The organism is Natronobacterium texcoconense (assembly GCF_900104065.1).
GTDB classification, from domain to species: domain Archaea; phylum Halobacteriota; class Halobacteria; order Halobacteriales; family Natrialbaceae; genus Natronobacterium; species Natronobacterium texcoconense.
Window position 1 is genome coordinate 118,984 of record NZ_FNLC01000007.1, and the last position, 18,126, is coordinate 137,109.

Sequence of the window (18,126 nt, forward strand, 5' to 3'; positions counted from 1 at the left end):
TAGTTGTGTGGTTTAGAGAAGTAATATATTCGGGTGGGTTCCGGGTTTCTATTCTCGAGAAAAGACATATGTGGAAACTAATAGTTGTCCGGCCCGTGGAAAACACAATAATACTGGTACGTTTTTCAGCGTAGCCGGAACGTGACTGCGGGACTATCCTCGAAGTCGCCGAAGCATGACGCTGTACTCGTTGCGGTCGTACAGCTGTTCGACGTACGCCAGCAGTTCGTCCGCGGCGGAGAGGAGGCCGACGGCTCGTTCGGGACGTTCGCTCTCGAGTTGCATCGCTTCCTGCCGGAGGTCTCTGGCCAGCGAAAGGAAGTGGTTGGGAATCGTGTGGTTGTGGTCCGCTCGAACGTTGACGTACTCGTCTTCGATCGTCTCGATACGGGATTCGACGTCCGCCGCCAGCCGGCCCACGTCACTCGGCTGGTCGGCGGAACGGGCCCGTGCCAGCCGTGGCAACAGCGTCCGATCGTAGAACGTACACTCCTGATACACCGCGTACAGTTGTACGGCGTCGCCGTTCCGGTCGACCATCGCCTCGAGTTCCCGGATTCGATCCACGAGATGGCGATAGGTCGCCCCGTCTCTGTCCTGAAGCTCCGCCTCGAGCGAGTCGAGTCGCCGGCGGACGTCACGTTCCCCGATGTCGTCGATGCCCTCGAGCGCTTCTGCCGTCTCGAGTACCTCGATTGCGTCCTGCAGGACGTCTTCGACGCGCTCGCTCGTTGCGGACGGATCAGAAAGCGTCCGACACAGCCGTATCGCGAGATCGGAATCCAGACGTTCGCGGTTCGCGATCGTTTCGGCAGCCCTCGTCGCAGGGTGTGATTCCGGCTTCGAGTCTCGTCTTCTACCCCGGTCACGTTCCGATCGAGAGCTGTCGTCAGCGCCAGTGTTCGTGTCGTTCGTCATGGTTTTCGTGTCGTCGAATCGCCGTCTCTCTCGTTCGATTCCGAACTCCGGTGAGCGAAGCCCGCTTTCCGCTGCTGACGGTGGTCGCGTGCTCGGCTCGGTCTATCCCATGTTCTCCCGGCCCAGACAGGAGAACAGCGCCTCCACGTGTTCCCACGCGTCACGTACGTTCTCGGCCTGCTGGGTGTTACCCTCCTGTTTGAGCGTCCGGGCGTGGTCGTACATCTCCTCGAGCGACGGCATCTCCGGGTTCCACAGCGTTCCCCAGAGGTAGACGTCGTCGAGGTAGGGGGTAACGAGCTGTTTGACGTGGACGTCGACGGCCTCGATGCCGCTGACGCTTTCCGCGTCGAGGAACTGCTCGTCGGCGATGATACTCGAGAGGGTGCCGTCGGAGACGAACTCGGTGACTTCTTCCATCTTCTCCTCGGGGCCGTAGACGAGGAAGGTGCCGCCCCAGGCCGTCGTCGGGTCGAACTCCGCGAGTTTGTTCTGGAACAGTGCGTTCCGGACGAGAATCTCGAGTTTCGACTCGTCGAACGAACTGGCACGCGACCGTCCGAGGACGGGCGCGAGGATCACCGCTGGCGTGAACTCGCCGTCCGGATCGCGCTCGTACTTGTCCTGGACCGGTCGGAAACTGTCGGCAGGGTCGAATACGTCACCCTTGATCGACATGTTCGCATCCCGGTCGAGGAACTGCGGCACCGACGACATGGTAAACGCCTCGAGGAAGGCGACCAGCGGCCGGTTGATCTCGCGGTACTGTGGCGGGTTGTACTCCTCGAGGCGGTCGATCCGCGGTCGGATGTCCGCCTGGGCGTCCTCCAGCCGGTTGTTGTCGAAGGGGATGATCGCGTCGACCGTCCGGGAGGCTCGAGCTAGCCCCACGACGCCGTTTACCTTCGCCCGGCCGCCGAACTCGGAGTACTCGGTCCCTTTCGAGGGGATGACGATGCTACTGAAAAGCGGCTTCGGGACGACGAAGTCGTCTTCCAGGACTTCGTTACGAACCTTTTCGGCGAGGACGGGCGTCGAGCCACAGCCAGTCCCTTTCGTGACGCTGTGGACGAACATGATCGCCTGCGAGTCCTGGATCGTCTGTGGCTTGAGATCCCACCGCTCCCGGAAGGGGTTGCCACCGTCCGCGAAGTCGGCCTCGACGAGGTCCTTGCCGATGTCCCACCGGTAGCCGGCACCGGCGTAGTCGTGTTTCCCCTGGCCGATGATGCAGTTCGAGAGGAGGTCGTGTCGGCTGTACTCTTTCTCCTCCTGGGCGTAGTAGGTCTGCTCGAGTTCGCTGACGTTGGTGTTCAGCGGGCCGTATCCCGCGAGTCCCCCGTTCCAGATGCGGGCGCGACGTTCGTTGTTTTCCTCGAGGGTCTCGCGTCGGAGCAGTATCGCGTCGAGGATGTTGTTCCCCGCACCGCCGACGCCGATCAGGAACCACTTCTTCCCGTAGGAACTGTCCATCAGGTCGTCGGTCGGCTGTTCGGTCCCTGACGGCCCACCTGTCGCTCCCGCTCCGTCAGTTCCGGGCGTTCCGCTGTGATTCCGGGCCGAATCGTCGGGCGGAGACTCGTCGAACACCTCCGCTTCTAGCTCCGGATACACTTGCTCGACCGATGCCGGTTCGTCCCCGTGTGCGAGTCGAACGTGTTCGACGAGCGAGCCGCCGTCCCACTCGTTCGCTCGCTTCATACAGATTTTACAGATGTTGGCCATGTCTTCAGTTACCGTAGCCGTTCGTCGGAACTATCTAAAGTATTACGTGTGAGTGGAACTGCGAACGCAGTACTCACGAACTGTCTCGATAGCGTCTTTTTGCCGCCCCTATCGTTCTAACCATTCATTTCACATGTCTGTCGGCGAACCGGTCACGGATCGTCTCGAGTCCCGCAGCGACGTTCGTCCGCTCGTCGAACTCGATCTCGAGAAAGCCCGGCGGCGCGTCCTCCTGTAACTCGACGTCGACGACGACGTCGGTCTGGCGTCGACAGAACCGTGCGAGTTCCTCAAGGACTGCCTGCTTCGCGACGGCGTCGGGAAGTCGTCCGGTCTGGCACTCGACGGTGTTGCCGTCGCCGACGCTCTCGAGTTCCCGCAGGACGAACAGCACTTCGTCGGCGACGGACTCGGCCGTCACCTGCTCGCGGGTTCGGTCCCGTGCCGGCGGTTCGTCGGCGGCCGGTGGTGTTCCGTTTTCCGTTCCGTTCTCCGGTTCACTACCGCCGTCCGACCGATTCTCGACGACGATCTCCCGTCCGTCGACTTCGGCGACGACGTCGTACTGCCGCTCGACGACCGGGGCCAGATCCGTCAGCACCGCCACCGGGACGTTCTCGGGAACCCCGACCGTTCCGCCGCCGTGATCGATCGTCCCGACCAGTCCACCCAGGAGATCGACCGTCACCAGCAGGTCGTCGGCCTGTTCGCGACTCTCCTCGAGCGTCCGGGTCGCGTCGTCGAACGCACACCGGTGGAACTGCCGGATCGCCTCCTCGAGTTGCCGTTCGATCCCGAGGACGCCGTCGATTTCGTCGTGTCTGCCCTCGAGGACGAACTCGCCGACGCGCTCGCCGAGGTCACCCTCGAGTCGGTCGGTCAGTTCGCGGACGTCCGCGAGGGCGTCTTCGACCGCTGCGTGTCGCTCGCGAAACGTCTCCTCCTGGCGGTCGACGTACGTCTCGATCTCCCGGCAGTGATCGAACAGCGTCGCGACCGTCCTGGCGGCGTCCCGGACGTACTCCTCGTCCTCGAGGACGTCCCGGGCGACGGCCTCGACGTCGGCGACGTGGATCGTCTCCTCGGACGGCGGAAGCGACACCTCGCGGTACTGACTCGGGAGGTTCACGATCTCGTAGGATTCGCCGAACGACGACGTCACGCCTGGATCGAGGCGGCCGTCGGCGATCGCGTCCTCGATTCCACGACGGAGGTCGCGCTCGAGTCGGTCGATCGCCGCGGTCGAATCGTCGGCCTCGGCCGGGTCGAACTCCCGGACGCGGTCGACCGCGTCGGGTGCGATCGGCTCGAGGCGATCCAGCGTCCCGTCGCCGATCCGTTCCTCGAACTCGACGAGTGGGTCGGTCCCCTCGGTCTGTGTCTCCTCGGTGACGTCGATACTCGTCTCCGCCGGCGACGCCGACCGGCGAGAGTGAATCGCCACCGCCACCGTGCCGCCGGCGACGAGCACGGCTCCGACGAGGGCAAGCGCCGTTCCAGAGGTTCCCACGAATCCGACGACCGTCTCGAGTCGTCCGATATCGCTCACGGCCGAGAGTCCGGTTCCGCCGTCTCGAGCCGCCGCCGACCAGTCGACGAGAGCCGTCCAGTCCACGCCCCAGCGGTCGATCTGCATGTGCCACACCTGCCAGTAGAGGAGTAAAGAAGTATCGGCCTCGGGGGTACACAGCGAATCGAGGAGCTATCGACTCGTTAGATCTGCCGGATCACTCGACCGTTACAGTTCGTCGCTGTTCGACCGGAAGCAGTGGTTCCTCCGGGAACGCGACGCTGACAGTGTACTCGAGTTCCTCGGCGTCGGCACCGAAGACGCCCACGGGAACGGTGTCCGTGTCGCGCAGGTAGGTGTTCGTGCTCGTCATCTCGCGGCCGTTGACGGTTACCGTGATTCCTGCGCGTGCAGGCTCCCCGACGTTCCGGACGGTCACCTCGTGGACCTCGTTCTCGCCCGTATCGATCGTCTCGGGGAACTGGCCCCAGTCCATCTCGAGCGAGGGCAGCGACTGGGCACCCTCGTAGACCTGCTCGGCGATCCCTTCCGAGAGGCCGGCGTCGATCAGCCCGTCGATACCGGCTTCGAGGACGTCACCCGGCGTCGACAGGCCCTCTTTCGCGAGTTTGCTCGCACGGCCGGGTCCGACGCCGTCGATGGCCGTCAGTCCGACCGCGTCCTCGGCGACGCCGTTCTCGACGCGAGCCTCGACGCGGCTCGCGAGGTTCGCCGCTTGCGGACCGACGAATCGGTCGAGGAAGGCTCCGAGCGCAGACAGCAGTCGGGTGGCGTTCCGGCGGATCACCCAGGCGTCGCTTTGCAGTTCCGCGGGCGTCGTCCCGCTCGCTGCCGACCGGAGGATCGCCAGCACCTTCCGCTGGCCGGGCTCTAGGTCCTCGGCGTCCTGACCGACCAGTACCGCGTTCACCGCCTCGCGTTCGTCCTGACGGGCCGAAACCGACTCGAACTCCGTGGCTCCCGCGACTGCCGCGAGGACGTCGCCCGTGTCGAGGTCCCGTCCCGACTCCGCCCGGTCACAGAGGCTCGCAAACGCTGCCGCCGTCTCGAGTCGCAGGTAATACTTCGAGGCGAGCACACCTCTGGGAGTGGCCTCGATCGAGAGGTCGCCGGACTCGCCGGTCTCGACGAATCCGCGTTCGACCAGCTCCTCGAGACAGTCCCGGACGCGGCCCTTGAGGTTCGGGAAGTCGTACGCCTCGGGTTTCGACTGGCCGCGCTCGTAGTAGAAGGTCGTCTCGAGCCAGTCCATCACGTCCTCTAAGTCGGTGATGGTTCCCATCGCGATCTCGGCGTTCAGGTGGGTCTCGAGGCTGTCGGCGAGCCTGGACTCGATCTCCTTGCCCTCGTTCAACAGTCGGCGGTACTTGTCGGCCTCGGCGGTGTCGCAGACGACCCAGCCGTAGCCGACGTCGTCGTACCCCGGCCGCCCTGCGCGACCGAGCATCTGGAGCACGTCGAGGGGGCTCATGTCGACCTCGCCCTCGAGCGGGTCGTGGAGTTTCGTGTCGCGAATGACGACGCAGCGGGCGGGGAGGTTCACGCCCCAGGCCAGCGTCGAGGTCGAAAAGAGGAGTTCGATCGCTCCTTTCTTGAACCACTTTTCGACGAAATCACGGTCGTCTTTCGCGAGGCCGGCGTGGTGGAAGGCGACGCCATCGACGACGGAGTTTCGGAGAGTCGTGTTCTCGATCTCTTCTTTCTCCGAGTGGAAATCGTAGTCGTGGAAGTCGTCCCGGACGTCCATCGGGATGTCGCGTTCGGCGATTTCGTCGCGCGCGGCCTCGGCCGCCCGCACCGTGTCCTGACGCGAGGAGACGAACACGAGCGCCTGGCCGTCCTCCCGGAGGTGGGGTTCGGCGAGGTCCAGCGCCCGGTAGAGGCGTCGATACTTGTCCGCAAAGGAGTTCTCGCCGTGCGTGTAGGTCTTGACACCGGCGTTGAGGTCGACCGGCCGGTACTCCTCGTCGAACTCGAAGGTCGTCTCGTCGGGCGCGTCGAGCCACGCCGCCACGTCGTCGACGTTCGGCATCGTCGCCGACAGCGCGACGACGCGGGGATCACAAAGACGGCGGAGACGGGAGATGGTCACCTCGAGCACCGATCCTCGCCGATCTGCGTCCAGTAAGTGAACCTCGTCGATGACGCAGACGTCGACGTCGGTGACGAAATCGTACCGCCGGGAGTCGTGTTTGCGCGTCGCCGAGTCGAGTTTCTCCGGCGTCATCACGAGGATGTCGGCGTGGCGGGCACGCCGGGGGTTCAGGTCGCGTTCGCCCGTGACGACGTACACCGAGTAATCCAGTTCCTCGAAGCGGTTCCAGTCGTCCTCTTTCTCGTTGGTCAGGGCCCGCAACGGCGCGATAAAGAGCGCAGTGCCGCCGTCGGCCAGTGCCTTGCAGATCGCCAGTTCAGCAAGCGCCGTCTTGCCCGAGGCCGTCGGCGCGCTCGCGACGACGTTCTCCTCGGACTCGAGCAAGGCGGGCAGGGCCTCACGTTGCATTCGGTTGAACTCCTCGAACGCGAACGCGTCGGCAAAGTCGGGTAGAACCTCGGCGACCTCCATCAGACGGATACGGGAAGCGGGCGATGAAAGGCGTTTCCTTCCCGGCCGCGAGCTATCGTAGCCACTGATACGGATTGCTGTAACGATTTACCGGCGCAACCGCGATCGGGCGGCGGCTGCGCCGGAAATGACTTACAGTAAACCGTATGAAAGTCAGTGCACACCCGATCGCACGAAGACCGAGCGGTTCGGAGCGAAGTGAGTGAGAACCCCGAACCGTACGATCGGTGTACAAACGGTTTCAGTTGTTACTATGTGCCGACCGGCTCCGCTCGACGACCTCGCCGAGCTGTTCGTTCAACGCGCCGTTTGCCTGCTCCGGGTTCGGCGTCCGTTCGAACGTCAGTTCGGGATCGCCCGAACCTGCAGTGTAGATCGTCAGATCGCCGTAGCCCAGGATTCGTCCGAAGACGTCCTGCTCGAGGGTCGTGTTCTGGATGCGATCGATGCGAAACTGCGTGACGTCGCGGGAGACGATGCCGCGTTTCTTGTACAGTTCCTCTGAGGTGATCACGTACCGGGTGTTCGTCCAGACGGCGTACTGGACGAGTACGATGGCGATTCCGACGACGACGAGTGCGATACCTACTAGCCCGAGGAGTCCAACGCCGCTGTCGGTGACGCCCCAGGCGACGATCACGAAGCCGACGAGGACGAGCGCCAGTCCGACCGGCACCCTGGCTCCCATCGTAATCGGATGGGGCCGACTCTCCCAGACGACGCCCTCGTCGCCGGAGAGGTGCAGCCAGTCGGGTGTCGTGGAGGGCGTCGGACGGGTCACGGGCCCCCGTATTCCGTTCGCCCCCGTAAAACTATCGTGGGTAGGGAGTAGTTTACCCCTCGAGACGCGCTGTCGGCCTCGAGCGGGCTACTATCCAGCCGTTTCGGTATCTGCCGTCGCTACCTCGGCGGCACGGACGTTCATCCCGTTTGCCGTCTCGTACCAGTAGTAGCAGCCGAGTCCGATCGCGACGACGACGTTCGACAGTGTAACCGCCCAGAAGACGCCGACGACACCCATCCCGAGGCCGACGGCTGCGACGGCCGCGATCGGAAGCCGGACGATCCAGTACTGGAGCAAGGTTGCGACGAGGCTCGTCCGGGTGCGTCGAGCCCCGTTGAACCCTGCCTGCAGGAGGTAGGTCGCACCGATCGCCCAGTAGCCGTACGCGAGGATCTCGAGGTAGCGTGCGGCGACCTCGATTTCGGCGGGCGTCGCGTCGGGGACGAAGAGCACCGACAGCGTCTCGGGAATCAGCCACTGGACGGCACCGACGAGACAGAGCGCCCCGCTCGCGATGGCGACGCCGACCCAGGTCGTCCGGTGGGCCCGCTCCGGCAGTTCCGCGCCGAGACTCTGGCCCACCATGCTCTGGGCGGCCTGCTGGAGTCCCATCGCCGGTACGAACGCGATCGTGGCTACTCGAGCACCGATTGTAAACGCGGCCAGTCCGGTCGCGCCGCCGACGGCCGCGACGAGCCAGATCATCCCGACGCGGGCCGACTGACTCGAGACGTGCTGGCCGGCGGTCGGCCAGCCGACGTCGAGTATTTCGCGCCAGTCGCCGACGTCGAACTCGCAACTGGCCCGCGAGAGGGCGAAGCCGTCGCGCCCGCGGACCGCGAGGCCGATCCCGAACAGCAACGCACAGCCGTAGCCGATCGCCGTCGCCGTCGCAGCGCCCGCGACACCCAGTTCGGGGAACGTCCACCAGCCGAAGATCAGGAACGGGTCGAGGACGACGTTGACCGCGACCGCGACGACGTTGATGTACAGCGCCGCCCGCGTATCACCCCAGCCGATGAATCCTGACTCGAGGGATTCGCTGGCGTTCAAAAGCGGCACCGCGAGCGCGTAGGTTGCCAGATAGATCGCCGCGAACTCGGTGACGGTCTCGCCGGCACCGAAGACGCCGACGATATCGCGCGCGAGGTAGAAGACCAGTACCGCGACGATCGATCCGGCGACGAACCCGAGGACGGTCCCGTTGAACGCGGCCCGCCGGCCGTTCTGGAGGTCGTCGGCACCGACGCGCTGGGAGACGAGCACCTGGGTGCCGACACTGGTACCGATCGAGACGGCGGCCACCAGTCCGAGAAGCGGGAAGTTCAACCCGACCGCGGCGACTGCCTCGAGGCTGTGGCGGCCGAGCCAGAGCGTGTCGATCACCTGCTGGAGTACCTGGACGAGGTTCTGAACGAGCAACGGCGCCGCCAGGACCGCCAGCGTCGTCGGTATCGGCCCGCTGGTAATTTCTTCCCGCTCGAGCCCGAGCATAGGGCCATTGGCTATTAGTAAACAAAATAAAACTTTCGATCGGTCGAACGGTCGATCCGGACCGCTCGTGAGACGACCGCAATCACTTTTCCTTCGGGGGCCCGACGGGTCAGGTATGAGCAGCGCTCGAAAGCCCGACTGGTTGAAGATGCGTCCACCGTCGGGCCGGGAGTTTACCGACATTCGGGAGACTCTCCGCGACCGGAACCTGCATACCGTCTGCGAGGAAGCGAACTGTCCGAACCTCGGGGAGTGCTGGTCGGGCGGCGACGGCGGCGACGGCGGCGGGACAGCCACGTTCATGCTGATGGGCGACCGCTGTTCGCGGGCCTGTAACTTCTGTGACGTCCAGACCGGCGGAATGGAGCCGCTGGACCCCGACGAACCCGCGAACGTCGCCGACGCCGTCGCCGAAATCGGCCTGGACTACGTCGTACTTACCTCGGTCGACCGCGACGACCTGCCCGACCAGGGTGCCGGCCACTTCGCCGAGACGATCCGTGAGATCAAGGATCGCCATCCCGGAATTCTCGTCGAGGTACTCATCCCCGACTTCCAGGGCGAAAAGCACCTGGTTCGGAAGATAATCGACGCCGACCCCGACGTGATCGCACACAACGTCGAAACCGTCGACCGACTCCAGTTCCCCGTCCGGGACCGCCGCGCAGGGTACGAACAGTCGCTGTCCGTACTCGAGCAGGTCGACCGCGAATCCGACATCTACACGAAGACTTCGATTATGCTCGGCCACGGCGAGTACGACCACGAGGTCTACCAGACCCTCGCGGACTGCCGGGAACGTGGCGTCGACGTCGTCACGCTCGGGCAGTACCTCCAGCCCTCGCGGAACCACCTCGAGGTGAAACGCTACGACCATCCCCACAAGTACGAAACCTGGCGTCGGATCGCTGAAGAGGAGTTAGGCTTTCTCTACTGTGCCAGCGGCCCGATGGTCCGCTCGTCGTACAAGGCCGGCGAACTGTTCGTCGAGGCAGTGCTTCGGGAGGGCAAGACCGTCGAGGAGGCACGCGAGGAGGCGCGTGCCGACGCCCGCAGTAGCGTCTAACGCGTTCGGCTCTCGGGACGCTCACAGTCGGTCCTTCCGTTCTCACTCGAGTCGCCGATGAACCAGTCCGTCCGTTTTGCGGAGCTAGCACAGCTGTCAGCGACCCCTGTTCGACGTTCGTCTGTTTTTCCTCGGTACTGCGTGTCGTTCCCTATCGATCGTTGAATTTATCCGGGCTTCGTATTCGTTATGGACAATTGGTCGACGGTCGATGGATTCGCCGGACGGCTCGCAGTCACGTGGGCAAGAATTCCGTTGATAGTAAACTATTTACGAAAATTCTTTAACGCGAGCGATAGTTCGTTGCGACATGCGCAGGTGGGTATACCCGTGAGTACGTTACAGCGTGACCCTCGACAGCGAGTCCAGATCCTCGACGACGACGGTCGAGTACGAGACGACGCCGAGGTGCCGGACCTCTCGGAGGAGAAATTCCTCGAGATGTACGAGCAGATGCGTCTGGCACGGCACTTCGACGAGCGTGCGGTGAGCCTGCAACGCCAGGGGCGGATGGGAACGTATCCGCCGCTGTCCGGACAGGAGGGCGCCCAGGTCGGCAGTGCACACGCCCTGGACGCAGAGGACTGGGTGTTCCCCAGCTACCGCGAACACGGCGTCGGGCTGGTTCGTGGGCTCTCGCTCAAACGTACCCTGCTGTACTGGATGGGCCACGAACGCGGCAATCAGATCCCCGAGGACGCCAACATCTTCACGGTCGCCGTTCCGATCGCGACCCAGATTCCCCACGCGACGGGGGCTGCCTGGGCCTCGAAGCTCAAAGACGAGGAGAAAGCGTTCATCTGTTACTTCGGCGACGGCGCGACCTCGGAAGGCGACTTCCACGAGGGACTGAACTTCGCCGGCGTCTTCGACACGCCGAACGTCTTCTTCTGTAACAACAACCAGTGGGCGATCTCGGTCCCGCGAGAGCGCCAGACGGCGAGTTCGACCCTGGCCCAGAAAGCGACCGCCTACGGCTTCGAGGGCGTCCAGGTCGACGGAATGGACCCACTCGCGGTGTATCAGGTCACTCGCGACGCCGTCGAGAAGGCGAAAAACCCCGACGACGACGAACTCCGGCCGACGCTGATCGAGGCGGTCCAGTACCGTTTCGGTGCACACACGACGGCGGACGATCCCTCGGTCTACCGCGACGACGACGAGGTCGAACGCTGGAAACAGAAGGACCCTATCCCGCGGATGGAAACGTTCCTCCGGAATCACGGCATGCTAGACGACGAACGGCTCGACGCGATCGAGAGCCGGATCGAAGACGACGTCGCCGACGCGATCGACGAAGCCGAGTCGGTCGAACGGCCAGACTCCGAGGAGATCTTCGCACACGTCTACGAGGGAATGCCGAAACGACTCCAGCGACAGCTCGAGTACTTCGAATCGATCCGCGAGACACACGGCGACGACGCACTCCTGGAGGGATAACATGGCTACTGACGCACACGCAGAGACCGATACCGAGCAGACCACCGAGAGTCTCACGCTCGTACAGGCGGTTCGTGACGGACTCGAGACCGAGATGGAACGCGACGACGACGTCGTCGTCATGGGCGAAGACGTCGGCGAGAACGGCGGCGTCTTCCGCGCGACCGAAGGCCTCTACGAGGAGTTCGGCGACGACCGCGTCATCGACACCCCGCTCGCGGAGTCGGGGATCGTCGGCACGGCCGTCGGTATGGCCGCCTACGGGATGCGCCCTGTCGCCGAGATGCAGTTCCTCGGCTTCATCTACCCCGCGTTCGACCAGATCGTCTCCCACGCTGCACGCCTGCGAACGCGCTCGCGCGGCCGATACACCTGTCCGCTCGTCGTCCGAGCGCCGTACGGCGGCGGCATCCGCGCACCCGAACACCACTCCGAATCCTCGGAGGCGATGTTCGCCCACCAGCCCGGACTCAAGGTCGTCGTTCCCTCGACCCCCTACGACACGAAGGGGCTATTGACGAGCGCGATCCGCTCGCCCGACCCCGTCGTCTTCCTCGAGCCGAAACTCATCTACCGGGCGTTCCGCGAGGACGTCCCGACCGGTTCCTACGAGGTACCACTCGGCGAGGCAGCCGTTCGAAGCGAGGGGTCGGACATCTCCGTGTTCACCTGGGGTGCGATGACCCGGCCGACGATCGAGGCCGCCGAAAACCTCGAGGGAGAGATCGACGTCGAGGTCGTCGACCTGCGAACGCTCTCCCCGCTGGACGAGGAGACGATCGTCGAGTCGTTCAAGAAGACCGGTCGTGCAGCCGTCGTCCACGAAGCGCCGAAGACCGGCGGACTGGCAGCCGAGATCACGACGACGCTGCAGGAACAGGCACTGCTCTACCAGGAGGCACCGGTCGAGCGCATCACCGGCTTCGACACGCCGTTCCCGCTGTACGCGCTCGAGGACTACTACCTGCCCGAAGCCGCCCGCATCGAGACGGGCATCCGGGAAGCGATGGGGTTCTAACATGGTCCGTGAATTCAAGCTTCCCGACGTCGGCGAAGGAGTCGCCGAGGGCGAACTGGTCTCGTGGCTCGTCGAAGAAGGCGACACCGTCAGCGAAGATCAGCCGGTCGCGGAGGTCGAGACCGACAAGGCCCTCGTGGAGGTTCCTGCACCGGTCAACGGTACTGTTCGGGAGCGTCACTACGACGAAGGCGACGTGATCCCGGTCGGCGACGTCTTCATCACCTTCGACGTAGAGGGTGAAGCCGACGCCGAGGCTGCGGCTGACACCGGCGAGGAAGCTACGGCCGAGACGGAGGCCGAACCCGCCGGCAGCCCCGGCGCGACCGGCGGCGACACCGACGAAGTCGCGACGCCAACGGACCGCGTCTTCGCGCCGCCACGCGTCCGTCGACTGGCTCGCGAAGAGGGCGTCGACCTCACCGCACTCGAGGGGTCGGGTCCAGGTGGTCGGATCACCGCGGCGGACGTCGAGGCAGCCGCCGGCACCGCGCCAGCGGTCGACACGGCCGAGGCGACGGCCTCGAGCGGCACCGAAGCCGGGGCTGGAGCGACTGAAACCGCCACGAGTGGGGCCTCGAGCAGTGGTGGCGCTGCGACGACCGGGACCTCTCGGGCACCCCAGTCCGCCGAATCGGCCGACCGCGACCGCACCCTCGCCGCACCCGCGACCCGTCGAGTCGCCGAGGAGGAAGGCGTCGACATCGACGCGGTCCCGGCGAGCGAACAGCGCGACGGCGAACCGTTCGTCACGCCCGAGGACGTCCGCGAGTACGCCCAGGCACAGCAGCAGGCCCAGGAAGCGGATCGGCAGGCCGTCGAGGCCGGCGAACCCGTTGCCAAGGGTGCCGAGTTCGCACCCGGCGAACGCGAACGTCGCGAGCCGTTCCGTGGCGTCCGCAAGACCATCGCCGACGCGATGGTCGAGTCCAAGTACAGCGCACCCCACGTCACCCACCACGACGAGGTCGACGTGACCGAACTCGTCGAAACCCGGGAAGAACTCAAGCCACGGGCCGAGGAGAAGGGCATCCGGCTGACCTACATGCCCTTCATCACGAAGGCCGTCGTCGCCGCGCTGAAGGAGTTCCCCGAGATGAACGCGGTCATCGACGAGGAAAACGAGGAGATCGTCTACCGCGACTACTACAACGTCGGCGTCGCCACCGCGACCGACGTCGGCCTGATGGTCCCGGTACTCGAGAACGCAGACGGCAAGGGACTGCTCCAGATTTCCTCGGAGATGAACGAACTCGTCGAGAAGGCCCGCGAACGATCGATCTCACCCGACGAACTGCAGGGATCGACGTTCACGATCACCAACATCGGCGGTATCGGCGGCGAGTACGCGACGCCGATCCTGAACTACCCCGAGTCGGGCATTCTCGCGGTCGGCGAGATCAAGCGCAAACCCCGCGTCGTCGAAGAAGACGGCGAGGAACGGATCGAACCGCGTTCGGTGATGACGCTGTCGCTATCCTTCGACCACCGGCTGATCGACGGCGCCGTCGGCGCACGGTTTACGAACAAAGTGATCGAATACCTCGAGAACCCGAACCTACTACTGCTGGAGTAACCGAGATACCCCTATGACACGACAACCCAACCCGACGGAGGGAGTGTAAATGGTCGTTGGAGACGTCACCACCGGAACGGACGTGCTGGTCGTCGGTGCTGGACCGGCCGGCTACGTGGCCGCGATCCGCGCCGGACAGCTCGACCTGGACGTAACGCTCGTCGAGAAGGACGCCTACGGCGGCACCTGCCTGAACTACGGCTGTATCCCCTCGAAAGCACTCATCACGGCCACCGACGTCGCCCACGACGCCGGCAACGCCGAGGAGATGGGGATTCACGCCGACCCCGCAGTCGACATGGCAGGCATGGTCAGCTGGAAAGACGACGTCGTCGACCAGCTCACCGGCGGCGTCGAGAAGCTCTGTAAAGCAAACGGCGTCAACCTGCTTGAGGGCACCGCCACGTTCGCCGACGAGAACACCGTCCGGATCTCCCACAGCGGCGAGGGGCAGGGCTCGGAGACCCTCGAGTTCGAACACGCCATCGTCGCCACCGGCTCGCGCCCGATCGAGATTCCGAACTTCTCGTACGACGACGAACCCGTGTTGAGTTCGAAAGACGCGCTCGACCTCGAGTCCGTCCCCGAGTCGCTGGTCGTCGTCGGTGCCGGCTACATCGGCATGGAACTGGCGAGCGTCTTCGCCAAACTCGGTACCGACGTCACCGTCGTCGAGATGCTCGACTCGGTCCTGCCGGGGTACGACGACGACCTCAAACGCCCCGTCAAGCAACGCGCAAACGACCTCGACATCGAGTTCGAGTTCGGCTACACCGCTTCGGAGTGGGAAGAAAACGGCGACGGCATCCGCGTCACCGCCGAACCAGCGGAGCAGGCCGCCACCGACGGTGGAGCCGAGGCAGTCGAGGCCGACACGCTCGAACTCGACGCCGAGAAGGTGCTGGTTGCCGTCGGTCGACAGCCAGTCTCGGACACGCTCGGACTCGAGGAGGCCGGCGTCGAGACCGACGACCGCGGCTTCATCGAAACCGACTCGCGTGCGCGCACGAACGTCGATCACATCTTCGCCGTCGGCGACGTCGCCGGCGAGCCGATGCTCGCTCACAAGGGGAGTGCCGAAGGACAGGTCGCCGCAGAGGTCATCGCCGGCGAACCCGCTGCGATCGACCACCAGGCGATGCCCGCAGTCGTCTTCACCGATCCCGAAATCGCGACCGTCGGCATGACCGAATCCGAGGCCGAGGACGCCGGTTTCGAGACGGTGACCGGCGAGTTCCCGCTGCGAGCCAGCGGTCGCGCACTCACGATGGACGAGTCCGACGGCTTCGTCAAGATCGTCGCCGAAGAAGAGGAGGGATACGTCCTCGGTGCCGGCATCGTCGCTCCCGAAGCCTCCGAACTGGTGGCCGAACTCGGTCTCGCGATCGAACTCGGAGCGACCCTCGAGGACGTCGCCTCGACCGTCCACGCCCACCCGACGCTGTCGGAGTCGGTCATGGAAGCCGCCGAGAACGCGCTCGGCCACGCGATCCACACGCTGAACCGGTAACCGCCTCTCCTTTCGTTTCGGTCCGTCGCATTTTCACTTAAGTACCTCAGCCGATCAGGTTCGGGTGTCTTCTCGCACCGTAGGAATGTACTTGATAACCCTTCATTAGGCGGAGTCAACGATCGAACGAACTCATGACGAACGATTCCTCTACTCTCGACCGACGGACAGTTCTCTCGATTGCTGGAACCGGTGCAATCGGATCACTCGCGGGCTGTCTCTCGATGATAACCGGTGACGGCTCGGAGTCGAACCCGACGGGTGACGACGACAGCGACTCCGACGACGAGGCGGACGAACCCCTGACCGACTACCAGTACACGGCACCACCACAGATCGTCGACGTCTCCGAACAGGGCTACGAGTCGACGCTACGGACCGTCCCGGCCCGCCACGAGATCGTCTCCGAGGAAGGGGCTAGCGGCCCCGTCGAACTCCCCGAAGTGTGGGCCTGGCAAGCCGACGACCTCGAGCCGTCGGTCCCTGGCCCGATATACCGGATGCAGGAAGGCGACACGTTCGAACTCACCTACGATAACAGCGACCACGACCGCCCACACACCGTCCACGTCCACGCCGTCGGCAAGAGCTGGGAGGACGACGGCGCACCCGTTACCAACCGCGACCAGGTCGACCCCGGCGAAAGCCACACCTACGTCCTCGAGGCAGATACCCCCGGAACACACGTCTACCACTGTCACTACCAGACGCACAACCACCTCGACATGGGGATGTACGGCATCCTCCGCGTCGACCCCGAAGACTACCAGCCACCGGACCGGGAGTACTTCTTCACGCTCCGGGACTGGGACACCCGCCTCCACGACCGCGAAGCCGGCGGCGGCTCCGACTACGATCCCGTCGAGCGATCCTCGGACACCTACACGCTCAACGGTCGCAGCGCGCCGACGACGTTCCACCCAGAACTCGGCACGCCGCTGATCGTCTCCCAGGGCGAGACGATGCACCTCCACGTCGCCAACAATGGCTACGAATCCCACCCCTTCCACACCCACGGCCATCAGTTTACGGTCGTCGAGAAAGACGGCTCGCCGATCCCCGAGGCAGCACAGTACAGGGAAGACGTGATCAACATCGGCCCCGCAGAACGGTACACCCTCGAGATCGAGGCCGACGCCGACCCCGGAATCTACCCAGCCCACTGCCACAAAGTCCACCACGTCACGACCGAAGGACGATACCCAGGCGGAATGGCAACTGCGATCGTCTACGAAGAAGCGATGGAAACCGAAGAGTTCGCGGAAATAATGGACGACGCCGGATTCGAGGGATAGAACGAGCGCCGATTCTTACTGGACGTACAACGAGTACGCGATTACGACGAACCCCGCGAGTACCAGCACGCTCTCGAGCAGGATTCCGGCCGCAAGCGGCACCTCGAGTATCTCGTACAGCATTCCTGCCAGCACGAGTCCCAGCGTGACGAGTCCGAAGCCAAGCGCGAGCAGACCGAGCGCCCGCTGTCTCGTCCGCCGATAGGCCTTGAACGCAAAGTACGTGATGACGCTCCCGACAACGAGCACGAGCGTCTTGACGACCGCTAGCGCGAGCGCGATCTCCATCGTTACCGTCTCGTGTGGACTCATGTTTCCTTTCGCACCTCCGACCACAGCTCGGCGAGTCGCTCGTCCGCTGTCCGGGCCGGCCGCTCGATCTGGACCGTAAGCTCCCGGTCTTCGTCCAACGACAGCGTGATATCCTCGAACGCGACCGCGTACTTGCTCGCGTGATGACCATCGCGACGAATCTCCGTCGTCTCCTCGAGCAACGTCGAATCCGTCAACAGCTCGAGTTTCCGATACAGCGTCGACTGCGGGATGTCACACTCGTTCGTGAGCTCAGAGGCCGTCATAGGTTCCTCGAGATTCCGGATAATCTCTCGGCAGTCGGGGTCGTCGAGCGCAGAGCAGATGTCCTCCGCCGACGGGGTCGACTCCGAAGCGATCGGGTCCCGGACCATTCGTACGACCGTTGTAACGCACGTGGTTTATTGGCATCGATGCGCCCTCGCGCTGAGGGCCACAAACGCTATACTGGCGAACGCGTTCGGCTCCACGACCGTTTTCCCCGCCCGACGCTCCTCCCGCGACCACCCGACACCGTCTGCCCTCGACCCACAGACCGAACGGTTCTTGCACGTCCGCGCTCGAGTGCGAACGCGCGGGTCTCATCCGGCCAGACTGCGTCTGCAAGGGCGGGATGACCGGCCGGCCTCCGCCCGTGCGATATCTGGATTACTCGAGCAGTACCTCGTTTATTAGTGTGAACTACGTGAAACGAACGTGGAAAATCGTGGCATGGTATCGGGTTCCGATATGGAACTGGTCCGACGGTCTTATATATGTACCCGCTATTTCGTAATAATGCGAACGACGTGGCGCACTCGTCACGTCCCCTCCGGCCGGAAGGCACGGAGGTAGGCACGACATCCGATCTCCCTGTTTCGTATCGGGGCATCGTAATATCAACTAACTCAT

The 18,126-nt window shown here is 64.3% G+C and carries 14 protein-coding genes; 6 read left to right on the forward strand and 8 right to left on the reverse strand.

Translation table 11 applies throughout. The features are described from left to right. Nucleotides 1–153: 153 nt before the first annotated feature. The 6 genes from BLR35_RS19690 to BLR35_RS19715 all read right to left on the reverse strand — a co-directional run bounded on the left by BLR35_RS19690 (nucleotide 154) and on the right by BLR35_RS19715 (nucleotide 9,018). Nucleotides 154–918: a hypothetical protein gene (locus BLR35_RS19690; protein ID WP_244510293.1), complete on the reverse strand. Its 765-nt coding sequence runs from the start codon at nucleotides 916–918 to the stop codon at nucleotides 154–156. Nucleotides 919–1,020: 102 nt separating this feature from the next. After that, nucleotides 1,021–2,643, reverse strand: a complete 1,623-nt coding sequence (locus tag BLR35_RS19695; protein WP_090385994.1) for an FtsZ/tubulin family protein — start codon at nucleotides 2,641–2,643, stop codon at nucleotides 1,021–1,023. Between the two features lie 124 nt (nucleotides 2,644–2,767). Continuing rightward, nucleotides 2,768–4,279 carry a hypothetical protein gene (locus BLR35_RS19700; RefSeq protein ID WP_090385996.1) on the reverse strand — a complete coding sequence of 504 codons (1,512 nt, stop codon included), beginning with the start codon at nucleotides 4,277–4,279 and terminating at the stop codon, nucleotides 2,768–2,770. Between the two features lie 91 nt (nucleotides 4,280–4,370). Then, nucleotides 4,371–6,740 (reverse strand): DEAD/DEAH box helicase, encoded by a 2,370-nt coding sequence (locus BLR35_RS19705; protein WP_090385998.1) that lies wholly within the window; start codon nucleotides 6,738–6,740, stop codon nucleotides 4,371–4,373. Nucleotides 6,741–6,981: 241 nt separating this feature from the next. Next, nucleotides 6,982–7,521, reverse strand: coding sequence for a PH domain-containing protein (locus tag BLR35_RS19710; RefSeq protein ID WP_090386002.1), 540 nt, complete (start codon nucleotides 7,519–7,521; stop codon nucleotides 6,982–6,984). 90 nt (nucleotides 7,522–7,611) lie between these two features. Next, nucleotides 7,612–9,018, reverse strand: a complete 1,407-nt coding sequence (locus BLR35_RS19715) for an MATE family efflux transporter (RefSeq protein ID WP_090386005.1) — start codon at nucleotides 9,016–9,018, stop codon at nucleotides 7,612–7,614. 115 nt (nucleotides 9,019–9,133) lie between these two features. Between BLR35_RS19715 and lipA the strand changes: the two genes are divergently transcribed. The 6 genes from lipA to BLR35_RS19745 all read left to right on the forward strand — a co-directional run bounded on the left by lipA (nucleotide 9,134) and on the right by BLR35_RS19745 (nucleotide 16,923). Further along, the gene (gene lipA, locus BLR35_RS19720; RefSeq protein WP_090386008.1) at nucleotides 9,134–10,084 is read left to right on the forward strand and encodes a lipoyl synthase; all 951 of its coding nucleotides are present in this window, start codon (nucleotides 9,134–9,136) and stop codon (nucleotides 10,082–10,084) included. 330 nt (nucleotides 10,085–10,414) lie between these two features. Further along, the gene (pdhA, locus tag BLR35_RS19725; protein WP_090386011.1) at nucleotides 10,415–11,524 is read left to right on the forward strand and encodes a pyruvate dehydrogenase (acetyl-transferring) E1 component subunit alpha; all 1,110 of its coding nucleotides are present in this window, start codon (nucleotides 10,415–10,417) and stop codon (nucleotides 11,522–11,524) included. Nucleotide 11,525: 1 nt separating this feature from the next. Beyond that, complete coding sequence (locus tag BLR35_RS19730) at nucleotides 11,526–12,542, forward strand: alpha-ketoacid dehydrogenase subunit beta (protein WP_090386014.1); 1,017 nt, start codon at nucleotides 11,526–11,528, stop codon at nucleotides 12,540–12,542. Between the two features lies 1 nt (nucleotide 12,543). Then, the gene (locus BLR35_RS19735; RefSeq protein WP_090386017.1) at nucleotides 12,544–14,118 is read left to right on the forward strand and encodes a dihydrolipoamide acetyltransferase family protein; all 1,575 of its coding nucleotides are present in this window, start codon (nucleotides 12,544–12,546) and stop codon (nucleotides 14,116–14,118) included. A 49-nt stretch (nucleotides 14,119–14,167) separates the two neighbouring features. Next, on the forward strand, nucleotides 14,168–15,628 hold the full coding sequence (lpdA, locus tag BLR35_RS19740; RefSeq protein WP_090386020.1) for a dihydrolipoyl dehydrogenase: 1,461 nt from the start codon (nucleotides 14,168–14,170) through the stop codon (nucleotides 15,626–15,628). 134 nt (nucleotides 15,629–15,762) lie between these two features. Then, nucleotides 15,763–16,923, forward strand: a complete 1,161-nt coding sequence (locus BLR35_RS19745) for a multicopper oxidase domain-containing protein (RefSeq protein ID WP_170831081.1) — start codon at nucleotides 15,763–15,765, stop codon at nucleotides 16,921–16,923. Nucleotides 16,924–16,938: 15 nt separating this feature from the next. Here the strand turns inward: BLR35_RS19745 and BLR35_RS19750 are convergent, their stop codons facing one another. Then, nucleotides 16,939–17,235 (reverse strand): DUF7521 family protein, encoded by a 297-nt coding sequence (locus tag BLR35_RS19750; protein WP_090386023.1) that lies wholly within the window; start codon nucleotides 17,233–17,235, stop codon nucleotides 16,939–16,941. After that, nucleotides 17,232–17,609, reverse strand: coding sequence for a winged helix-turn-helix domain-containing protein (locus BLR35_RS19755; protein ID WP_090386025.1), 378 nt, complete (start codon nucleotides 17,607–17,609; stop codon nucleotides 17,232–17,234). Before BLR35_RS19755 ends, BLR35_RS19750 begins: the two co-directional genes overlap by 4 nt. Between the last annotated feature and the right edge of the window lie 517 nt (nucleotides 17,610–18,126).